We start from the raw sequence: 20,697 nt of genomic DNA on the forward strand, positions 1-20,697 counted from the left end.
AGTGCATGCTGGAGAGAGATCCGCTCTGGTACAAGGACGCCGTCATCTACCAGCTCCACGTCAAGGCCTTCTTCGACTCCAACGACGACGGGATGGGGGACTTCCGGGGCCTCACCGAGAAGCTGGATTACGTGCAGGATCTGGGCGTGAACGCCATCTGGCTCATGCCTTTCTACCCCTCGCCCATGCGCGACGACGGCTACGACATCGCCGAGTACAAGAACGTGCACCCGGCCTACGGCAACATGCGGGATTTCCGCCGCTTCGTGCGCGAGGCGCACCGGCGCGGCATCCGGGTTATCACGGAGCTGGTTATCAACCACACCTCCGATGCGCACCCCTGGTTCCAGCGCGCCCGCCGGGCCCCGAAGGGCAGCGCCTGGCGCAACTTCTACGTCTGGAGCGACACGGACCAGAAGTACGCCGGGACCCGCATAATCTTCACCGACACCGAGAGCAGCAACTGGGCCTGGGACCCGGTCGCGCAGCAGTACTACTGGCACCGCTTCTTCAGCCACCAGCCGGACCTCAACCACGACAACCCGCGGGTCTTCCGGGCCATGATGAGCGTGCTGCGCTTCTGGCTGGACGCCGGGGTGGACGGGCTCCGGCTGGACGCCATCCCGTACCTCATCGAGCGCGAGGGGACGGAGAACGAGAACCTGCCGGAGACACACGAGATCCTCAAGCGGATGCGGGCGGAGATGGACGCCCGCTACGAGGACCGGATGTTCCTGGCCGAGGCCAACCAGTGGCCGGAGGACGTGCTGCCGTACTTCGGGGACGGGGACGAGTGCCACATGGCGTTCCACTTCCCGCTCATGCCCCGCATCTATATGGCGCTTGCGCAGGAAGACCGCCACCCCATAACCGAGATCATGTACCAGACACCCGAGATCCCGGAGATCTGCCAGTGGGCGATCTTCCTGCGCAACCACGACGAGCTTACCCTGGAGATGGTCACCGACCGCGAGCGGGACTACATGTACCAGGTCTACGCCTCAGACCCCCGGATGCGGATCAACCTCGGCATCCGGCGGCGGCTCGCTCCCCTGGTGGACAACGACCGGGACCGGATGGAGCTCTTGAACAGCCTGCTGATGAGCATGCCCGGCACGCCCGTCATCTACTACGGGGACGAGCTTGGGATGGGAGACAATATCTTCCTGGGAGACAGGGACTCGGTGCGCACCCCCATGCAGTGGTCCGGCGACCGCAACGCCGGGTTCTCCCGCGCCGACCCGGCCCGGCTCTACCTCCCGCCCATCATGGACCCCGTCTACGGCTACGGGGGCCTGAACGTGGAGGCCCAGAGCCGCAACCCGGGCTCGCTGTTGAACTGGATGAAGCGCATCATCTCCGTGCGCAAGCGGCACAGGGCCTTCGGCAGCGGGACGCTGGAGTTTTTGCACCCGGGCAACCGCAAGATCCTGGCCTACCTGCGCGAGTACGAGGACGAGTCAATCCTGTGCGTGGCCAACCTCTCGCGCTCGGCGCAGCCGGTGGAGCTTGACCTCTCGCGCTTCCGGGGCCGGGTGCCGGTGGAGCTGATGGGCGGGAGCCACTTCCCGCCCATCGGCGACCTGCCGTACCTGCTCACCCTGCCCGGGCACGGCTTCTACTGGTTCCAGCTGGAGAGAGAGGCCGCGATCCCGAGCTGGCACGAGGACGTCTCGCTGCCGCCGCCCGAGCTGCCGGTGCTCGTCCTCTCCCACGGACCGCAGGGGCAGCTCACCGCCCGCCAGCGGGCCGCCCTGGAGCGCGAGGCGCTGCCGGAGTTCCTGAGCAACCGGCGCTGGTTCGCCGCCAAGGGCCGGGGCGTGCAGCGGGTCAAGATCATCGCCCAGGCTACCCTGAACGGGGAGGGCGGCGAGAGCTGGCTTCTGGTCCTGATCCGGGCCTACCTCTCCCGAAAGGAGTCCCAGCTCTACCTCCTGCCGCTCGCCGTCGCCTGGGAGGACGGCGACTACGACCCCCTGCAGGCGCTGATGCAGCACGTGCTGGCCAAGGTCCGGCGCAAGGCGCGGGTCGGCGTGCTCTACGACGCCTTCGCCGACGACGGGTTTTGCCGGGCGGCGGTCGCTGCCATCGGGGAGGGGCGCGAGATCCCGTTCCTGAACGGGACGCTGCGCTTCTCGCCCACCTCGGTGTACGAGGAGCCCGGCGGGGGAGAGCTTTCGGTGCGCCGGGCCGGGGAGCAGACGAACACCTCCGTGATCCTGGGAGAGCGGATGATCCTCAAGGCGTACCGCCTGCTGCGTGAGGAGGGCGTCAATCCGGACCTGGAGATAGGGCGCTTCCTGACCGAGAAGGCCGGCTTCAGGAACACCCCCTCGCTGGCCGGCTACATCGAGTACGCCAGCCCCGACGTCGATCCGACCACCGTGGCTCTGCTGCAGTGGTTCGTGCCCAACCAGGGGGATGGCTGGTCCTACACCCTGGACTACCTGCAGCGCCACCTGGAGAACCGGCTGATGCTGCCGCAGGAGGAGTCCGAGACGGGTGAGGAGGAAGAGCACGCGTTCTTCATGAACCTGGTGCGCACCCTGGGGCTGCGCACCGGCGAGCTGTACTGCGCCTTCGCCGGTAAGACGCAGGACCCCGCCTTCGATCCCGAGCCGGTCTCCCGAAAGGACGTCGCCGCCTGGACCGGGAAGGTGGTAGAGGAGCTGGAGGAGACCTTCGAGCTCCTAAAGCAGCGCCGGGGAGAGCTGCAGGAGGAGACGCGCCCGGATGTGGAGCGCTTGCTGCAGAGGAAGGACGAGCTCGCCGGCCGCGTTGCGGCGGCCGGCGAGCTGAGCCCCCGGATCGTCAAGACCCGCCACCACGGCGACTATCACCTGGGGCAGGTGCTCGTGGTGAGCAACGACTTCCACATCATAGACTTCGAAGGCGAGCCCGCCCGGCCGCTCTCCGAGCGCCGGGCCAAGCACTGCCCCTTGAGGGACGTAGCCGGGATGCTGCGCTCGTTCAACTACGCCGCCTACTCGGCCCTCTTCGCCCTGAACGTCGAGCGCGAGGACCAGCTCAGGGAGCTGGAGGCCGCCTCGCGCGAGTGGGAGCGCCGCACGCGCGAGGCGTTCATGGAGGGGTACGTCGAGGGGATAGACGGCTGCCCCTCCTACCCGGATGACCCGGAGCAGGCGCAGAACCTCATAGACCTCTTCACGCTGGAGAAGGCGCTCTACGAGGTCCGCTACGAGCTGAACAACCGGCCGGACTGGATCGGCATCCCCGTCCGGGGCATCCTCGATCTTCTGGAGGCGGGCGCCGGGAAGGAGGAAGCATGAAGTTCGACGACGCCGTCCGCGCCATCGTCGCCGGGGACCACCCCGACCCGTTCTCGTTCCTGGGCATGCACCGCGACGCGAAGGGCGGGCCTGTGGTGCGAACCTTCCTCCCCGGAGCCGAATCCGTGGAGGTGGTCTCCCGCGCGGGCCGGCCGCTGGGGAAGCTGCGGCAGGTGCACCCGGACGGGCTCTTCGCCGGGCCCGTGGAGGAAGAAGACCGCGGCTACCGCCTGCGCGTCTCCTACGAAGAGGGAGGCGAGCTGGAGCTGGAGGACGCCTACCGCTTCGGTCCCACCCTGGGCGAGCTGGACGTCTATCTCCTCGGCGAGGGCAGCCACCTGCGCCTCTACGAGAAGCTGGGCGCGCATCTGACGGAGATCGGGGGCGTCCGGGGCGTGCGCTTCGCGGTCTGGGCCCCGAACGCCCGCCGGGTCAGCGTGGTCGGGGACTTCAACGCCTGGGACGGCCGCCGGCACGCCATGCGCCTGCACCCGGGAGTGGGGGTCTGGGAGATCTTCATCCCCGGCGTCGAGGAGGGCGCGCTGTACAAGTACGAGATCAAGGGCAAAAGCGGCGAGCTGCTGCCGCTCAAGGCCGATCCTTGCGGCTTCCGCGCCGAGCGCCCGCCCGGCACCGCCTCCATCGTCCACGACCTCTCGCGCTACGAGTGGGGGGACGGAGAGTGGATGGCGGGCCGCGCCGGGCGCAACGCCCTGGACGCTCCCATCGCCATCTACGAGGTGCACCTGGGCTCCTGGCGGCGGAAGGAGGGCAACCGCTACCTCACCTACCGGGAGCTAGCCGAGGAGCTCGTGCCCTACGTGCGCGAGATGGGCTACACGCACGTGGAGTTCCTGCCGCCGACCGAGCACCCGTTCGACGGCTCCTGGGGCTACCAGCCCGTCGGGCTCTTCGCGCCCACCAGCCGCTTCGGCACCCCCGACGACTTCAAATACCTGGTGGACAGCCTGCACCGGGCGGAGATAGGCGTGATCGTGGACTGGGTTCCGGCCCACTTCCCGGAGGACCCGCACGGACTCGGCTACTTCGACGGCACGCACCTCTACGAGCATGCAGACCCGCGGCGCGGGCGGCACATGGACTGGGGCACGCTCGTCTTTAACTACGGGCGCAACGAGGTGCGCAACTACCTGATCTCCAACGCCCTCTTCTGGCTCTCCGAATACCACATAGACGCTCTGCGGGTGGACGCCGTGGCCTCCATGCTCTACCTGGACTACTCGCGTGGAGAGGGCGAGTGGGTCCCCAACGAGTACGGGGGCAACGAGGATCTGGAGGCTGTGGCCTTCATCCGGCGCCTGAACGAGCTCGTCTACGAGCAGCACCCGGATGCCGCCACCATCGCCGAGGAGTCCACGGCCTGGCCGATGGTCTCCCGGCCCACCTACCTGGGCGGGCTCGGCTTCGGCTACAAGTGGAACATGGGCTGGATGCACGACACCCTGGAGTACATGAGCCGCGATCCCATCCACCGCTCCTACCACCACGACCGGCTCACCTTCGGGCTCATATATGCCTTCAACGAGAACTTCATCCTGCCTCTCTCGCACGACGAGGTGGTGCACGGCAAGGGCTCCCTCATAGGCAAGATGCCCGGTGACGAGTGGCAGCGGTTCGCGAACCTGAGGCTCTACTACGCCTTCATGTACGGTCATCCCGGCAAGCAGCTCCTCTTCATGGGCGGCGAGTTCGCCCAAAGTAGCGAGTGGGACCACGACCGGAGCCTGGACTGGCACCTGCTGGAGCACCCGAACCACCGGGGCGTGCAGGCGCTCGTGCGCGACCTGAACGAGCTGTACAGAACGGAGCCGGCCCTCCACGAGCAGGACTTCGTCCCCGAGGGTTTCGAGTGGGTGGACGCCTCCGATTCGGCTAACAGCGTCATCTCCTTTTTGCGCAAGAGCCGGAGCGGGGACCCCGTCCTCATCGTCTGCAACTTCACGCCCGTGGTGCGGCACGGCTACCGCGTCGGGGCACCGGCCGGCGGGTGCTACGCCGAGCTGCTGAACACCGACGCCGGAGAGTACGGCGGGAGCGGCGTGGGCAACGGCGGGGGCGTCGAGGCGGAGGCGGTGCCCGCGCACGGCCGCCCGTACTCCCTCGAGCTCACCCTGCCGCCGCTGGGGGCGCTGTTCCTGAAGCCGGCCGGCTAGGGGAGAAAAGCGGCCGGGCGGGTATAATCCTGCGAGTCGCTCTGAGCCGGCTACCCCTATCCGAAAGGATTGACAGCTTTGGGTGAGTTCGAGAACAGACAGAAGAGCACGGTCTGGCCGGGAGAGCCCTATCCTCTGGGGGCCACCTGGGACGGGGAGGGCATCAACTTCGCGCTCTTCTCCGAGAACGCCGAGCGGGTGGAGCTCTGCCTCTTTGACCCCTCGGGGAGGCACGAGGTGGAGCGCATAGAGATGCCCGAGCATACCGACCAGGTCTGGCATTGCTACCTGCCCTACGCCCGGCTGGGCCAGATCTACGGCTACCGCGTCCACGGTCCCTACGACCCGGAGAACGGCCACCGCTTCAACCCCAACAAGCTGCTCCTGGACCCCTATGCGAAGGCTACCGTCGGGCAGGTGGATTGGAGGGCGCCGCACTTCGGCTACGACGTAGAGAGCGAGGCGGCAGACCTCTCCTTCGACGCGCGGGACAACGCCTGGGGGGCTCCAAAGTGCCGCGTGGTGGACACGGCCTTCACCTGGGGCGACGACCGGCCGCCGCGCATCCCGTGGCACGACACGATCATCTACGAGCTGCACGTCAAGGGCTTCACCCGGCGGCACCCCGAGATCCCGCCCCACCTGCGCGGGACCTACGCCGGGCTGGCCACCCCGCCGGCCATAGAGCATCTCAAGCGGCTCGGCATAACGGCGGTGGAGCTGATGCCCGTGCACCTCTTCGTGGACGACAAGCACCTGGTAGACCGGGGCCTGAGAAACTACTGGGGCTACAACTCCATCGGCTTCTTCGCCCCGGACATGCGCTACTCGTCGACCGGCGAGATGAACGAGTTCAAGACCATGGTCAAGAGGCTGCACTCCGCCGGGATCGAGGTCATCCTGGATGTGGTGTACAACCACACCGCCGAGGGCAACCACCTGGGGCCTACCCTCTCGTTCCGCGGCATAGACAACGCCGCCTACTACCGGCTCGTCCCCGGCGATCCCCGGCACTACATGGACTACACCGGCACGGGCAACACCCTGAACATGATGCACCCGCGCGTGCTGCAGCTCATCATGGACTCCTTGAGGTACTGGATCCTGGAGATGCACGTGGACGGGTTCCGCTTCGATCTCGCCTCCGCGCTCGCCCGGGAGCTGCACGAGGTGGACCGGCTCGGGGCGTTCTTCGACATCATCCGCCAAGACCCCGTGATCTCCCAGGTCAAGCTCATAGCCGAGCCGTGGGACGTGGGGGAGGGGGGGTATCAGGTCGGGAACTTCCCGGTCGGCTGGACCGAGTGGAACGGCAAGTACCGCGACGCGGTGCGCGCCTACTGGAAGGGCGAGGGCGGGCTGGTCGGCGAGCTGGCCTACCGGCTCACCGGCTCCAGCGACCTCTACGAGCGCGGGGGACGGCGGCCCTACGCCTCCATCAACTTCGTCACCGCCCACGACGGCTTCACCCTCCAGGACCTGGTCAGCTACAACGAGAAACACAACTGGGAGAACGGCGAGGAGAACCGGGACGGGGAGGACCACAACCTGAGCTGGAACCACGGCGAGGAGGGGCCGACCAGGAGCCCGCAGATCCGCAGGCTCCGCAACCGCCAGAAGCGGAACTTCTTCGCCACTCTGCTGCTCTCCCAGGGTGTGCCCATGATAGTAGCCGGCGACGAGATGGGCCGCACCCAGCGCGGCAACAACAACGCCTACTGCCAGGACAACGAGATCTCCTGGCTCGACTGGAGCCTCACCCGCGATCAGCGCCGGCTCTTCGCCTTCGTGCGGCGCATGATCCAGCTCCGCAAGGACCACCCCGTCTTCCGCCGCCGCCGCTTCTTCCAGGGCCGCAGGCTGCGCGGCGCGGACGCCAAGGACATCACCTGGCTCACCCCCCAGGGACGCGAGATGACCGACGAGGAGTGGAACAACACCTTCGCCCGCTCGCTGGGCCTGCAGATGTCCGGGACGCTGGAGGACGAGTACACGCCGGAGGGCCGGCGCGTGATCGACGACGACTTCCTCCTGCTCTTCAACGCCCATCACGAGGAGGTCCCGTTCACGGTTCCCGCCTATCCGGAGGACGCCCGCTGGCGGCTCGTCATGGACACCGCCCACGCCGCCGGGCTCAAGCCCGGCGGCTTCTACAAGCCGGGCGACGTCTACCCCCTGCAGGCCCGCTCGATGGCCGTCCTGACCCACGAACGGCCGGACGCTAACGGCGAGGAGGACGACGAAGAATGAGACGCCGCCATGACATGCCGTTCGGGGCCCAGCTGGCGGAGAGCGGCGAGGCGCGCTTCAACCTCTGGGCCCCCGGCACCGGGAGCGTGCAGCTGCTGCTCGGCGGCGAGGAGCACCCCATGCAGCCCGCCCCGGACGGCCTCTTTACCCTCACCGCTCCCGCCCGGCCCGGCGACCGCTACAGCTTCCGGATCGGCAGCCAGGAGGTCCCCGATCCCGCCTCTCGCTACCAGCCGGAGGACGTGCACGGCCCGAGCCAGCTTGTGGACCCCGAAGCCTTCGAGTGGCGGGACGGCGACTGGCGGGGCCGCCCGTGGGAGGAGACCGTTCTCTACGAGCTGCACGTCGGCACCTTCACGCCGGAGGGCACCTTCGCCGGGGTGCGGGAGCGGCTGGACTATCTGGCCGGCCTCGGCGTAACCGCGATAGAGCTGATGCCCCTCTCGGACTTCCCCGGAGGGCGCAACTGGGGCTACGACGGCGTACTGCCGTTCGCTCCCGAGAGCCGCTACGGGACGCCGGAGGAGCTGAAGGAGCTGGTGCAGGCCGCCCACGAGCGGGGCCTGATGGTCTTTCTGGACGTGGTCTACAACCACTTCGGGCCGGAGGGGAACTACCTGCACCTCTACGCCCCGCAGTTCTTTACCGACCGGCACCGGACGCCCTGGGGCGCGGCCATCAACTTCGACGGCGAGCTGAGCGGGTGGGTGCGCGGGTTCTTCATCCACAACGCGCTCTACTGGCTGGAGGAGTACCACCTGGACGGGCTGCGCCTCGACGCCGTACACGCCATAGCCGACGGCTCGGAGAAGCACTTCCTCATTGAGCTGGCCGAGCGGGTGCGCAGGAGGTTCGATTCCGAACGGCACGTGCACCTGGTTCTGGAGAACGACGCGAACGAAGCGCGCTACCTGGGCCGCGGACGCTACGATGCGCAGTGGAACGACGATCTCCACCACGCGCTGCACGTAACCGTCACCGGCGAGAGCGGCGGCTACTACGCGGACTACGCGGACGACGCCATCGGGCATCTGGGACGCTGCCTGGCCGAGGGGTTCGCCTACCAGGGCGAGCCTTCGGCGTACCGCGGCGGGGTGAGCCGGGGCGAGCCGAGCGCCGGACTGCCGCCTGTCTGCTTCGTGTCGTTCCTCCAGAACCACGATCAGGTCGGCAACCGGGCGTTCGGGGAGAGGATCACGGAGCTGGGGGCTCCGGAGGCCGTGCGGGCCGCGGCCGCAATCTACCTGCTCGCTCCGCAGATACCCATGATCTTCATGGGCGAGGAGTGGAGCACAGAACAGCCCTTCCCCTTCTTCTGCGACTTCGGGCCCGAGCTGGCGCGGGCCGTGACGGAGGGCCGCCGGGAGGAGTTCGCCCGGTTCCCCGAGTTCTCCGACCCGGAGATGCGCGAGAAGATCCCGGACCCCAACGACCCGGAGACCTTCCGGAGCGCCGTCCTGGAGCCGGAGCGCAACGGCCGGCCGGAGCTCTACCGGGAGCTGCTGAGGCTCCGCCGCGAAGAGATAGCCCCGCGCCTGAGGGGCATCTCTGGCGGCGCGGCGGAGTACCGCCGGATCGGGGAGCGCGGGCTGCGGGTCCGCTGGGCGCTCGGCGACGGCTCGACCCTGACGCTGCTCGCCAACCTCGGGCCGGAGCCCGCGCGCGGCTTCGGACGCCCGGAGGGCGAACCGCTGTACTCGACGGTCCGCGGGATGGAGGACGCTATGCCGCCCTGGAGCGTGGCGTGGTACCTGGAGGGGGTTGGGTGAGGGTTCCCCGGGCGACTTACCGGCTGCAGCTCAGCGGGAATTTCACCTTCCGGGATGCGGCGGAGATCGTCCCGTATCTCGACGAGCTGGGCATAAGCCACCTCTACGCCTCGCCCTACCTGAAGGCCCGGCCCGGCAGCGCCCACGGCTACGACATCATAGACCACGGCGCGCTGAACCCCGAGATCGGGAGCGAGGAAGACTACGAGCGTCTGGCAGAGGCGCTGCGCGGGCGCGGGATGGGGCAGGTGCTCGATCTCGTGCCCAACCACATGGGCGTCTTCGGGCGGGACAACGGGTGGTGGCTGGACGTGCTGGAGAACGGTCCCGCCTCCCGCTACGCCCGCTACTTCGACATAGACTGGTACCCGACCAACCGCGCGGTGCTGCACGGCAGGGTGCTGCTGCCCGTCCTCGGCGACCACTACCGCAGGGTGCTAGAGGGCGGGGAGCTCGGTCTGACGTTCGAGCCGGAGTCCGGCTCCTTCCACGTGGACTACTACGAGCACCGCTGCCCGCTGGACCCCGGCACCTACCCCATGATCCTGGCCCGCGGCGTGGAGCGTCTGGAGCGGCGGCTGGGAGAAGACGACCCGCGCCTGCTGGAGCTGCAGAGCATCGTTACCGCGTTCGAGAACCTGCCGGGCCGGGACGAGCCGGACGCAGAACGGCTGGAGGAACGCCGGCGCGAGAGCGTCGTGAACAAGGGTCGCCTCGCGCGGCTCTGCGGGGAGTCGCCGGAGGTGCGGCGCTTCGTAGAAGAGAACGCGCGGCGCGTGGGCGGGGACTTCGGGGCTCTGCACGAGCTGCTGGAGTCGCAGGCGTATCGGCTGGCGTACTGGCGCGTAGCCAGCGACGAGATCAACTACCGCCGCTTCTTCTCCATCAACGAGCTCGCCGGGATCAGGATGGAGGACGAGGAGGTCTTCGAGGCGACGCACGGGCTCGTCCTGGAGCTGCTCAAACGGGGGAGGGTGGAGGGGCTGCGCATAGACCACCCGGACGGCCTCTACGACCCGGCAGGCTACTTCCGGCGATTGCAGGAGGCGGCCGAGGAGGTCCGCGGCGAGCCGGTGTACCTGCTGGCCGAGAAGATCCTGGCCCACCACGAGCGGCTGCCCGAGGACTGGCCGGTGCACGGCACGACCGGCTACGAGTTCGCGAACCTGATCACCGGCCTCTTCGTGGACCGGGCGGCCGAGAGCCACCTCGACCGCACCTACCGCCGCTTCACCGGGCGGGACGAGCCGTTCAAGGAGTTGGTCTACCGCTGTAAGAAGCACATCATGCGCACCGCCTTGAGCAGCGAGCTGAACGTGCTCTCCCGCCGGCTGCTCGCCATCTCCGAGGCGAACCGGCGCGCCTTCGACTTCACCATCAACGGGCTGCGCGACGCGATCAGCGAGGTCGTGGCCTGCTTCCCGGTCTACCGCACCTACATCACCGGGGCGGACGTCTCCGGGCAGGACCGGCGCTACGTGGAGTGGGCGCTCGCCCAGGCCCGGAAGCGGAGCCTGGCGGCGGACACGAGCATCTTCGACTTCCTGCGCGGCATCCTGCTGCTGGAGGTGGGGGAGGAGATGCGGGAGCCGGCCGTCGGGTTCGTCATGAAGTTCCAGCAGTACACCGGCCCGGTCATGGCCAAGGGGCTGGAGGACACCGCCCTCTACATCTACAACCGGCTCGTCTCGCTAAACGAGGTGGGCGGGGAGCCGGACCGGTTCGGCGCTTCGCCCGAGGCCTTCCACTACCTGAACTCCGAGCGGGCGGAGAGGTGGCCGCACGCCATGCTCTCCACCTCCACTCACGACACCAAGCGCAGCGAGGACGTGCGCGCCCGGATAGACGCCCTCTCCGAGCTGCCGCGGGAGTGGCGGGAGAACCTGCTGCGCTGGGGCCGCCTGAACCGGAGCAAGAAGCTCGTGGTCGACGGCGAGCCCGCCCCGGACCGCAACGACGAGTACCTGCTCTACCAAACGCTGCTCGGGGCCTGGCCGCCGGGAGAATTCGGCCTGGAAGGCTTCCGGAAGCGCGTCGAGGAGTACATGCTCAAGGCGGCGCGGGAGGCTCAGGTGCACACCTCCTGGATCAACGCCAACGAGGAGTACGAGGCGGCCGTCTCGCATTTCGTGCGGGAGCTGCTCTCCGATCCCGAGAGCTACTTCCTGCGGGAGTTCCTGCCGTTCCAGAAGAAGGTAGCGATGATCGGGGCGCTCAACAGCCTCTCCTCGACCCTGCTCAAGCTCACCGCCCCCGGCGTCCCGGACATCTACCAGGGCAACGAGATCCCGGACTTCAGCCTCGTGGACCCGGACAACCGCCGCCCGGTAGACTACGAGCTCAGGAAGAGGCTGCTGGCGGAGCTCAAAGCCCTGCCGCCGGAGAGGGCCCCCTCGCTGCTGGAGGACCCGGACGACCCCCGCGCCAAGCTCTACGTGACCTGGAAGGCGCTGGCGTTCCGCCGGGAGAGGCCGGATCTCTTCGAGGCGGGGGAGTACCTGCCGCTGGAGGTGGAGGGGGAGCGCGCGGATCACGTGGTCGCCTTCGCCCGGCGTTCGGGGGAGGGGGTTGCGGTCGTGGTCGCGCCCCGGCTGTGCGCCGGGTTCCCGGAGGGACGGGGGTTGCTGATCCCGCCCCGGGCGTGGGACGATACGCGGGTGGCGCTCTCCACCCCGGGGCGCCGGTTCCGGAACCTCTTCACGGGCGGGATCGTGCTGTCCGGGAGGCGGCATCTCTCCGTCGCGGAGGCGCTGGCGGACTTCCCCGTCGCGCTGCTGGAGCCGGCCGGATAGAAACACGCCAACGAGCATCTAAGGAGGAAGCCTTGAGAGAGGAGTCGCTGAGCTTTCTGAAGGCCCTGCTCTCCACGCCGGGCCCGAGCGGCTACGAGGAGGACGCGGCCCGTCTCTGGCGAGAGGAGGCGGCGAAGTTCTCCGGGGTGCGCGGCGACCGGATGGGCAACTCTTTCGCCACGCTGAACGCGGGCGGTCGGCCGCGCATCATGCTCTCCGGACACATAGACGAGATCGGGCTCATCGTCACCCACATCGGCGACGACGGCCGCGTCTACTTCAAGGGCATCGGGGGCTGGGACTCGCAGGTTCTGGTCGGCCAGCGCGTGCTCATCAGGGGCCGCAGCGGCGATGTGCGCGGCGTTATCGGCAAGAAGGCCGTCCACACCATGAGCGCCGAGGAGCGTAAGAAGGTCTCCGAGATCAAAGACCTCTGGATAGACGTCGGTGCGAGGGACGGCGAGGAGGCGAGGGAGATGGTGCGCGTCGGGGACGCTGCCGTGCTCGATCACGGCCTCCTGGAGCTCCCGAACGGCAGGATCGCCTCCCGCTCGGTAGACGACCGCATCGGGGCGTTTATCGTGCTGGAGGCGTTGCGGCTGCTCGCGGAGTCCGGCGGGTTCTCCGCCGAAGTCGTGGCGGTGGCCAGCGTGCAGGAGGAGATCGGGGCCTACGGAGCGCGCGGCTCGGCCTACGGCCTCGACCCCGACGCGGCTGTGGCCGTAGACGTCACCCACGCCACCGATATCACCGGCGTCTCCAGGCAGGAGCACGGCGATCACTCTCTGGGAAGCGGGCCGGTTATCACGCGGGCGTCGGTTTTGAGCCCGGTCGTGACGGCCGGGCTCATGGAGGCGGCGGAGAGGGAGGGTATCCCGTACACGCTGGAGGCGGACTCCGGCCGCACCGGCACGGACGCGGACGCCATCCATCTCTCCCGCGCCGGGATCGCCTGCGGGGTGGTCTCTGCGCCCAACCGCTACATGCACTCGCCCAACGAGATGGTTGAGCTCCGGGACCTGGAGAACTGCGCCCGCCTGATAGCGGCCTGGGTCCGCACCCTGACCCCGGAGACGGACTTTATCCGGTAAGATGACCCCGTGCCGCCTGAGCGTTTCGAGGTGGAAGGACCGTTGAGCGGGACCGGCGTGGTGGCCTTCATGGTCCGGAGCCTGGACGAGCCCGGAGTGCTGCACCTGCTCACCCGGGTCATCTTCGAGCACGGGGCGAACATCACCTACGTGGATATCTCCGACCGGCGGGAGGGGCTCTCCACCGTATACTTCGAACTGGAGGACATCGCTCCGGCAGACGCCGAAGTCCTGATCTCCGACCTCAGGACGCTCGCGCCTGTGCGCCGGGTCGAGCGGGCGCCTTCGTTCGCCAAGATCTACGGCAAGCGGATCATCGTCATCGGCGGCGGGGCGCAGGTCGGACAGGTGGTGCTCGGCGCGGCCTCGGAGGCCGACCGGCACAACATCCGGGGGGAGAAGATCTCGGTAGACACCATACCGCTCGTGGGCGAGGAGGAGCTGGCCGCCGCCACCCGTGCCGTGGCCCGGCTGCCGCGCGCCGTGGCCCTGGTGCTGGCGGGCTCGCTGATGGGGGGCGAGGTGGCTCGGGCCGTGCGCGAGGTGCGAAAGCAGGGGATCATCGTGCTCTCGCTGAACATGGCCGGCAGCGTCCCGGACGCCGCCGACCTGGTCGTCAGCGATCCGGTGCAGTGCGGCGTGATGGCGGTGATGGCCGTCTCCTCCTCCGCCCGCTTCGACATCCGCCTCCAGCGCGGCCGCCGCTACTGAGCTGTACGTTCGTTCACCTGCACGCTCCCCGCAACTGCCGGCGGCGGCGTAGAATCCGGGGCTGTGAAGAGGCGCGGGCGGACATCGCTGCTGGTCGAGGGGTCGCTGCTTCTGACCGTCTTCTTCTTCGGGACCAACTTCGTGGCCGTGAAGCTGGCCGTGGAGGAGATCCCCCCGCTGCCGTTCGCCGCGTTCCGGTTCACGCTGGCCGGGCTTCTGCTCTGGGGGCTGCTGCGCCTGCTGGAGCCGGAGAGCCGGCTGCGCCGCGGGGATCTGCTGCCCATGCTCGGCCTCGGGGTCGTGGGGATAACCCTCACCCAGTCGGTCTTCACCATCGGGGTCAGCCTCACCACCGCCTCCAACACCGCGCTGGTCTACACCACCTCGCCGGTGTGGGGGATGCTGGTCGGCATGGCGCTCGGCCTGGAACGGCCGCGGCTGCGGGGCATCCTCGGGCTGGCGCTGGCGCTGTCCGGGGTCGGGCTCATCGTGCGCGGCGGGCTGGAGGTGAGCGGCACGAGCCTGGTGGGGGATCTGCTGATCCTGGCCGCCGCCGTCTGCTGGGGCTCGTACACGATGCTCTCGCTCTCGCTGCTGCGGGGCTACACGCCGCTGGCCGTGACCGCCTACCCGATGGTGCTGGGCGGGCTGGCGATCTTCCCGCTGGCCGCCTTCCAGTTCCCGAGCCTGGACCCCGGGGGGGTGGCGGCAGAGGCGTGGGCGGCCGCCGCTTACTCCCTGCTCTTCTCTTCCGCGTTCGGGTTTGCGGGCTGGGTGCGGGGCGTCTCGCACATCGGGGCGAACCGGGTGCTGGTCTACCAGTACCTCGTTACCCTGATCGGGGTCGCCTCCGGCATCGTGCTGCTGGGCGAGAGTTTCGGGCCCTCGCGGCTGCTGGGGGCGCTGATCCTGCTCTGCGGGGTCTATCTGGCGCGGCGGCAGTAGCGGACGTTGAACGGGGCCCCGCCACCCGTTAATCTGACTTCATGGCCGAGAAGACGCTCTTTCAGAAGATCATGGACGGCGAGCTGGACGGGGACATCGTCTACGAGGACGAGCAGTGCGTGGTGCTGCGGGACATCAACCCGCAGGCTCCTACGCACGTCCTCGTGGTGCCGCGCAAGCCGATCCCCTCGCTCAACGATCTGACCGAAGAGGACGAGGCTCTCGTCGGGCACCTCTTCGTGGTCGCGAAGAAGATCGCGGCCGCCGAGGGCCTGGACGGCGGATACCGCACGGTCTTCAACTGCGGCCCGGACGCCAACCAGACCGTGCCGCACATCCACCTGCACGTGCTCGGCGGCCGGCGGATGGGCTGGCCGCCGGGCTAGCCTACCCCACGGCGGCGGCCGCCGCCCTTCCCGCCACCCGGCCGGAGAAGAGGCAGCCGCCGAGGAAGGTGCCCTCGAGCGCCCGGTAGCCGTGCATCCCGCCGCCTCCGAAGCCGCTGGCCTCTCCTGCGGCGTACAGTCCGGGCACCGGCTCCCCGTCCTCTCCGAGTACCCTTCCCGCGAGGTCGGTCTCTATCCCTCCCAGGGTCTTGCGGGTGAGGATGGAGAGTCTGACGGCCACCAGAGGCCCCGCGGCAGGATCTAGCAGCCGGTGGGGTCTTGCCACCCGGATCAGGCGGTCCCCCACAAAGCGCCGGGCGGAGCGGATGGCGGCGAGCTGCGGGTCCTTGCCGAGCCCGGAGGCGGCCTGCCGGTCGCGCGCCTCGATGACCTCCCGCAGCTTTGCCGGATCTACGAGCCCCTCGCCGGTGAGCGCGTTCATGCGCCGGGCGAGCTCCTCGGGAGCCTGGGCCTCGATGAACTCCGGCGAGCGCCGGGCGAACTCCTCCACCGGCGCCGGGGCGCCGGGCAGAGCCCGCCGGAGGACCGCGGGCCAGCTGCGGCCGGTGAGGTCCGGGTTCTGTTCCGAGCCGGAGAGGGCGAACTCCTTGCCCAGGATGCGCCGGTTGAGCACGAACCATGAGTAGCCGTGGCCGCTCTTTGCGATGTGCTCCAGCGCCCCGAGCGCGTCGGCCCCGGGGATGAGGGGGAAGGGCAGCGGCTCACCGGCAGCGTCCAGCCACAGCGAAGAGGGGCCGGGCAGGATGCGGATGCCGTGCCGGCTCCAGATGGGCGAGTGGTTAGCCACCCCCTCCGGGTAGTTCCACATCCGGTCTTCGCCGATGATGCTCCCCCCGGCTCTGCGGACCACCCCGAGCATCAGCCCGTCTACGTGGTCCGGAACGCCGGAGAGCATCTCCTGCGGCGGCTCGCCGTAGCGCTCCGGCCAGTTGCGCCGGATGAGGTCGTGGTTGGCCCCGATGCCGCCCGAGGCCACGACGGCGGCCTGCGCCCGCAGCTCGAAGGTTCCGCGCACCGCCCGCGAGCTAGGAGCACCGCGCCGCGTGGAGTCCGGCTTGAGCACCTCCCCACCCACCCCACAGAGCGCCCCTCCCTCCCGGATTAGCTCCGTCACCCGGTGGCGGTAGCGGAGCTCGACCAGGCCCCTCTCCTCCGCCGCCCGCACCCGGCGGACGAACGGCTCCAGCACCCCCGGCCCCGTCCCCCAGGCGATATGGAAGCGCGGCACGCTGTTGCCGGGACCGCGGGCTCCGTAGCCCCCGCGCTCGGCCCACTGGACGAGCGGGAACAGCCGCACGCCCTGCTCGCGGAGCCAGGCGTGCTTCTCTCCGGCGGCGAAGGCCACGTAGGCCTCGGCCCAGCGGCGCGGCCAGCGGTCCTCCTCCCGGTCGAAGCCCGCGGTGCACATCCAGTCTGAGAGTGCCAGCTCGTATGAGTCCCGCACCCCGAGCCGCCGCTGCTCCGGCGTGTCCACCATGAAGAGCCCGCCCAGCGACCAGAAGGCCTGCCCGCCAAGGGCCCGCTCCGGCTCCTGGTCCAGCAGTATCACGCGCCGTCCCGCGTCCGCCAGCTCCGCCGCGGCGACCAGCCCCGCGAGCCCGGCCCCGACTACTATCGCGTCCGCGTCGTAGGCCATCGCCTACATACTACCGCCGGAGGACTGGCAGCCGCCAGCGTTACTCCGGTGTCACCCTCCCGCCGCCGCTCTCGATCCAGCGCAGGAGCGGGTAGGGGTTCATCGCACCGCTCTCGGCCTGCGCGCGGCTCTCTCCGAAGAGGCTGAAGCCCTCGTACCATCCGAGGTGCAGGTGCGGCGGGAAGCCCGCAACGGTCCCTTCCTCTTCTCCGGCGGTTCTTCCGGCCTCCCCGATCTTCTGCCCGGCTACTACTTCGTCTCCCGGCTCCAGCGGCGAGGGTTCGCGCAGGTGAGCGTAGTACAAAAGGTCGCCACGCTCCACGGGACCGATACCGTAGGCGGCCCGGACCATGACCGTATAGCCGCCTAAAGTGTTCCAGCCGCTCCCCGTTACCGTGCCGCCGGTGATGGCGTAGATGGGGGTCCCCTCGGGAGCGTAGATGTCCGTGCCCTCGTGCGGCCCCTGCGGCCGGGGCGCGCCCCAGTCGTTCGTGTATTCCGCCTCCTGCAGGGGCAGCGGGAAGACCGCCTCCCGCGGTCCGTCGTAGGTGAGGGCGTCCTGCAGCCAGATCCCCCCGATCAAGATCAGCGCGGCCAGCAGCAGGATGCCGGCGCCCCGCCGGGGCTTGCGCCTCTCCGGCGGGTGTTCGGCCGCGTGCGATGAGGTTCGGGTATCCATTCGTCTTCCGAGTCTACCGCCCGCCGGAGGCGCAGGTTGTGAAACGGGCACGGAAAAGCGGGCCGGAAGATCCCGGCCCGCTCCTCCGAAGCCTTTCTCTAGTACTTCGGGACGCTCGGGTCTATCTCCTCGCTCCAGGCGGTGATGCCGCCCTTCACGTTGTAGACGTTCGCAAACCCTGCGTCCTTGAGCAGCTTCACCGCCTTCGCGCTGCGGCCGCCGGTCTTGCAGTGGACGGCGATCTCGGCGTTCTGGTCCAGCTCGTGCAGCCGCTCGGGCAGCTCGCCGAGCGGAAGGAGGCGGGCGCCGAGGTTTGCGATCTCGTACTCGTGCGGCTCGCGCACGTCCAGCACGTAAACGTTCTCTCCTCTGTCCAGCTTCTCCTTCAGCTCCCGGACGGAGATCTCCGGCACCGCATTCTGCTGCGCGGCGGCCTGCGCCTGCGGGATGCCGCAGAACTCCTGGTAGTCGATGAGTTCCGTGACCGTCGGGTTCTCACCGCAGATGGGGCAGTTCGGGTCCTTGCGCAGCTTCATCTCCCGGAAGCGCATGCCGAGGGCGTCATACAGCAGCAGACGCCCGATCAGAGGCTCGCCGATCCCGAGGATGAGCTTGACCGTCTCGGTGGCCTGGATCGTCCCGATAGCGCCCGGCAGTATCCCCAGCACCCCGCCCTCGGCGCAGCTCGGCACCAGACCCGGGGGCGGCGGTTCGGGGTAGAGGCAGCGGTAGCACGGCCCCTCTTCGGCCCAGAAGACGCTCGCCTGCCCCTCGAAGCGGAAGATGGAGCCGTAGACGTTCGGCTTGCCCGTAAGCACGCACGCGTCGTTGACCAGATAGCGGGTCGGGAAGTTGTCCGTCCCGTCCACGATGATGTCGAAGTCGCGGAAGATGTCCAGCGCGTTCTCGGAGCTGAGCGCCTCCTCGAAGGTCTCTACCTTCACGTTGGGATTGATATCCTCCAGCTTCTCCTTCGCGCTCTGGAGCTTCGGCCGCCCCAGGTCCGAGGTGCCGTGGATGATCTGGCGCTGCAGGTTGGACTCATCCACCACGTCGAAGTCCACAACGCCGATGGTGCCGACGCCCGCCGCCGCCAGATACATCGCGAGCGGGCTCCCGAGCCCTCCGGCCCCGATGGTCAGCACGCGGGCCGCCTTCAGCTTCTTCTGGCCCTCCAGCGCCACCTCGGGCATGATGAGGTGGCGGCTGTAGCGCCGGATCTCTTCCTGAGACAGCTCCACCTGCCCGTTCTCCGAGATCCTGTGCGAGATCGCCGACTCTCTCACGTTTGCAACACTCCTTCCGGTAACCGGCGCGGTCTCTCCCCGGCGCCGGGTTTCACGACTCTCCGCCGGCTATGGACGGGATGATGGAGAGCTCGTCCCCTTCGGAGATCTCGGTCTCTTGCCCGTCCAGGTAGCGGATGTCCTCATCGCCCTTATACACGTTCACGAACGACCGCAGCTTGCCGTCGCCGGTGTAGAGGTGATTCCTGAGCTCCGGGTGCCGCTCGGTGAGATCCCTGAGCGCCTCCCCGGCGGTGCTCCCGGAGACCTCAACCTCGGCGTTACCGCCCGCGTACTGGCGGAGGGGGGTGGGAATCTTGACCTTCGGCATCTCTGAAACTCCTCTCGTCTTAAAGATTACCTGACCAGCTCTTCCTGCTCGTACCCCGAGCGGTCGTCGCGCAGCACCCAGGACTTGACGTCCTTCACCCCTTCCTGGGTCACGGAGGCTATGACGTACGAGTAGTAAGGCCAGGCGTGCTCCCGGTCGTACTCGGAGGGTTCGGCCGGGTGATCCGGGTGGGAGTGGTAGAAACCCAGAACATCCATGTCCCGCTCCCGGGCACGCTCCTCGAACTCCCGTACCTGCTCGGGCCGGATGAGGAAGCGCCGGCTGCGTTCCTCCTCGTGGGTGTTCTCCGCGCGCCAGACGTCGACTACTATCTTCACCTCTCCCACATCCATGCCCACCAGAGCGCCCGCACACTCCTCGGGATAGGCCTCCTCGGCGTGGCGGTGGATGTTCCGGAGATCCCCCTGCCCGATCTTCAGCGCCAACCTTACTCGTCCTCCCAGAACTGCTCGCTCAGGTACTTGTCCGCCGCGTCGGGCAGGATCGTGACCACGACGCCCGACTCCAGCCCCCGCGCCACCTTCAGTGCGGTTGCAACAGCCGCCCCGGCGGAGATGCCCGCCAGGACGCCCTCCTCGCGCGCCAGCCGCTTTACCATCGCGTACGCCTCCTCGGTCGAGGTGCGCAGGTTGGCGTCCGCGAGGGTCGGGTCGTAGATCTCAGGCACCAGGGCGCTCTGCATGTGCTTCATCCCCTCCAGACCGTGGAAGGGGGAGTCCGGCTCGAAGGAGACGCACCGGACGGCCGGGTTGAGCTCCTTGAGGCGCCGGGCCGTGCCCACGAATGTGCCGCTCGTTCCCAGACCCGCCACGAAGTGCGTGACCTCGCCCGCGGTCTGATCCCAGATCTCGTTCGCCGTCCCCTCGTAGTGCGCCCGGGGGTTGGCCGGATTGCTGTACTGGTCGGGGTAGAAGTACCGATCCGGCTCCTCCGCGTACAGCCGCCGCGCCTCCCGGATCGCCCCGTCGGAACCCTCGCCGGGATCGGTTAGAACCGTCTCTACCCCGTAGGCACGCAGGATCTTCTTCCGCTCCTCGCTGGCGTTTTTGGGCATGCAGAGCTTGACCCTGTACCCGAGCGCCGCCCCGATCCAGGCGTACGCTATCCCGGTGTTCCCGCTCGTGGCGTCCAGGATGACCTTGCCGGGCGCAAGCTCCCCGCTCCGCTCCCCTTCCCGGATCATCCACAACGCCGGCCGGTCCTTGACGGAACCACCAGGGTTGTACCACTCCGCCTTCGCCAGTATAGTGACCCCCGGAACCTCCTGAGAGATCTTCGGCAGCTCCAGAAGCGGAGTGCTTCCTACCATATCTAC

Annotated in this window: 15 protein-coding genes; 9 read left to right on the top strand and 6 right to left on the bottom strand. The window is 68.6% G+C overall.

Features of this window, described 5'->3' with window-relative positions; all coding sequences use genetic code 11:
* Positions 1-5 precede the first annotated feature (5 nt).
* From treS to E0L93_RS00680, 9 genes are all read left to right on the top strand, one after another.
* Positions 6-3,290, top strand: a complete 3,285-nt coding sequence (gene treS, locus E0L93_RS00640) for a maltose alpha-D-glucosyltransferase (protein WP_132687225.1) — start codon at positions 6-8, stop codon at positions 3,288-3,290.
* On the top strand, positions 3,287-5,464 hold the full coding sequence (gene glgB / locus E0L93_RS00645; protein WP_132687227.1) for a 1,4-alpha-glucan branching protein GlgB: 2,178 nt from the start codon (positions 3,287-3,289) through the stop codon (positions 5,462-5,464). The genes treS and glgB overlap by 4 nt, the downstream gene beginning before the upstream one ends.
* A gap of 78 nt (positions 5,465-5,542) precedes the next feature.
* Positions 5,543-7,714, top strand: coding sequence for a glycogen debranching protein GlgX (glgX, locus tag E0L93_RS00650; RefSeq protein WP_132687229.1), 2,172 nt, complete (start codon positions 5,543-5,545; stop codon positions 7,712-7,714).
* Positions 7,711-9,483: a malto-oligosyltrehalose trehalohydrolase gene (treZ, locus tag E0L93_RS00655; protein ID WP_132687231.1), complete on the top strand. Its 1,773-nt coding sequence runs from the start codon at positions 7,711-7,713 to the stop codon at positions 9,481-9,483. Before glgX ends, treZ begins: the two co-directional genes overlap by 4 nt.
* Positions 9,480-12,275, top strand: a complete 2,796-nt coding sequence (gene treY / locus E0L93_RS00660; protein WP_132687233.1) for a malto-oligosyltrehalose synthase — start codon at positions 9,480-9,482, stop codon at positions 12,273-12,275. Before treZ ends, treY begins: the two co-directional genes overlap by 4 nt.
* Before the next feature lie 32 nt (positions 12,276-12,307).
* Positions 12,308-13,366 (top strand): M42 family metallopeptidase, encoded by a 1,059-nt coding sequence (locus E0L93_RS00665; RefSeq protein WP_132687235.1) that lies wholly within the window; start codon positions 12,308-12,310, stop codon positions 13,364-13,366.
* A 69-nt stretch (positions 13,367-13,435) separates the two neighbouring features.
* A complete protein-coding gene (locus E0L93_RS00670) occupies positions 13,436-14,077 on the top strand; it encodes a DUF5612 domain-containing protein (protein ID WP_132687270.1) in 642 nt (213 codons plus the stop codon).
* A 63-nt stretch (positions 14,078-14,140) separates the two neighbouring features.
* On the top strand, positions 14,141-15,022 hold the full coding sequence (locus E0L93_RS00675; RefSeq protein ID WP_132687236.1) for a DMT family transporter: 882 nt from the start codon (positions 14,141-14,143) through the stop codon (positions 15,020-15,022).
* Positions 15,023-15,063: 41 nt separating this feature from the next.
* Positions 15,064-15,408 carry a histidine triad nucleotide-binding protein gene (locus tag E0L93_RS00680; protein ID WP_132687237.1) on the top strand — a complete coding sequence of 115 codons (345 nt, stop codon included), beginning with the start codon at positions 15,064-15,066 and terminating at the stop codon, positions 15,406-15,408.
* 1 nt (position 15,409) lies between these two features.
* Here E0L93_RS00680 and E0L93_RS00685 read toward each other — a convergent pair whose 3' ends face one another.
* The 6 genes from E0L93_RS00685 to E0L93_RS00710 form a co-directional block, all read right to left on the bottom strand.
* The gene (locus E0L93_RS00685; RefSeq protein WP_132687239.1) at positions 15,410-17,065 is read right to left on the bottom strand and encodes an FAD-binding dehydrogenase; all 1,656 of its coding nucleotides are present in this window, start codon (positions 17,063-17,065) and stop codon (positions 15,410-15,412) included.
* Positions 17,066-17,105: 40 nt separating this feature from the next.
* A complete protein-coding gene (locus E0L93_RS00690) occupies positions 17,106-17,744 on the bottom strand; it encodes a M23 family metallopeptidase (RefSeq protein WP_132687240.1) in 639 nt (212 codons plus the stop codon).
* A 98-nt stretch (positions 17,745-17,842) separates the two neighbouring features.
* Positions 17,843-19,030, bottom strand: a complete 1,188-nt coding sequence (gene moeB / locus E0L93_RS00695; RefSeq protein WP_165874062.1) for a molybdopterin-synthase adenylyltransferase MoeB — start codon at positions 19,028-19,030, stop codon at positions 17,843-17,845.
* 52 nt (positions 19,031-19,082) lie between these two features.
* Positions 19,083-19,361: a ubiquitin-like small modifier protein 1 gene (locus E0L93_RS00700; protein WP_132687241.1), complete on the bottom strand. Its 279-nt coding sequence runs from the start codon at positions 19,359-19,361 to the stop codon at positions 19,083-19,085.
* 26 nt (positions 19,362-19,387) lie between these two features.
* Positions 19,388-19,807, bottom strand: coding sequence for a M67 family metallopeptidase (locus tag E0L93_RS00705; RefSeq protein ID WP_165874063.1), 420 nt, complete (start codon positions 19,805-19,807; stop codon positions 19,388-19,390).
* Positions 19,808-19,809: 2 nt separating this feature from the next.
* Positions 19,810-20,691 (bottom strand): PLP-dependent cysteine synthase family protein, encoded by an 882-nt coding sequence (locus E0L93_RS00710; RefSeq protein WP_243638044.1) that lies wholly within the window; start codon positions 20,689-20,691, stop codon positions 19,810-19,812.
* Between the last annotated feature and the right edge of the window lie 6 nt (positions 20,692-20,697).

Origin of the sequence: Rubrobacter taiwanensis (genome assembly GCF_004337705.1) — a bacterium.
Lineage (GTDB): Bacteria > Actinomycetota > Rubrobacteria > Rubrobacterales > Rubrobacteraceae > Rubrobacter_C > Rubrobacter_C taiwanensis.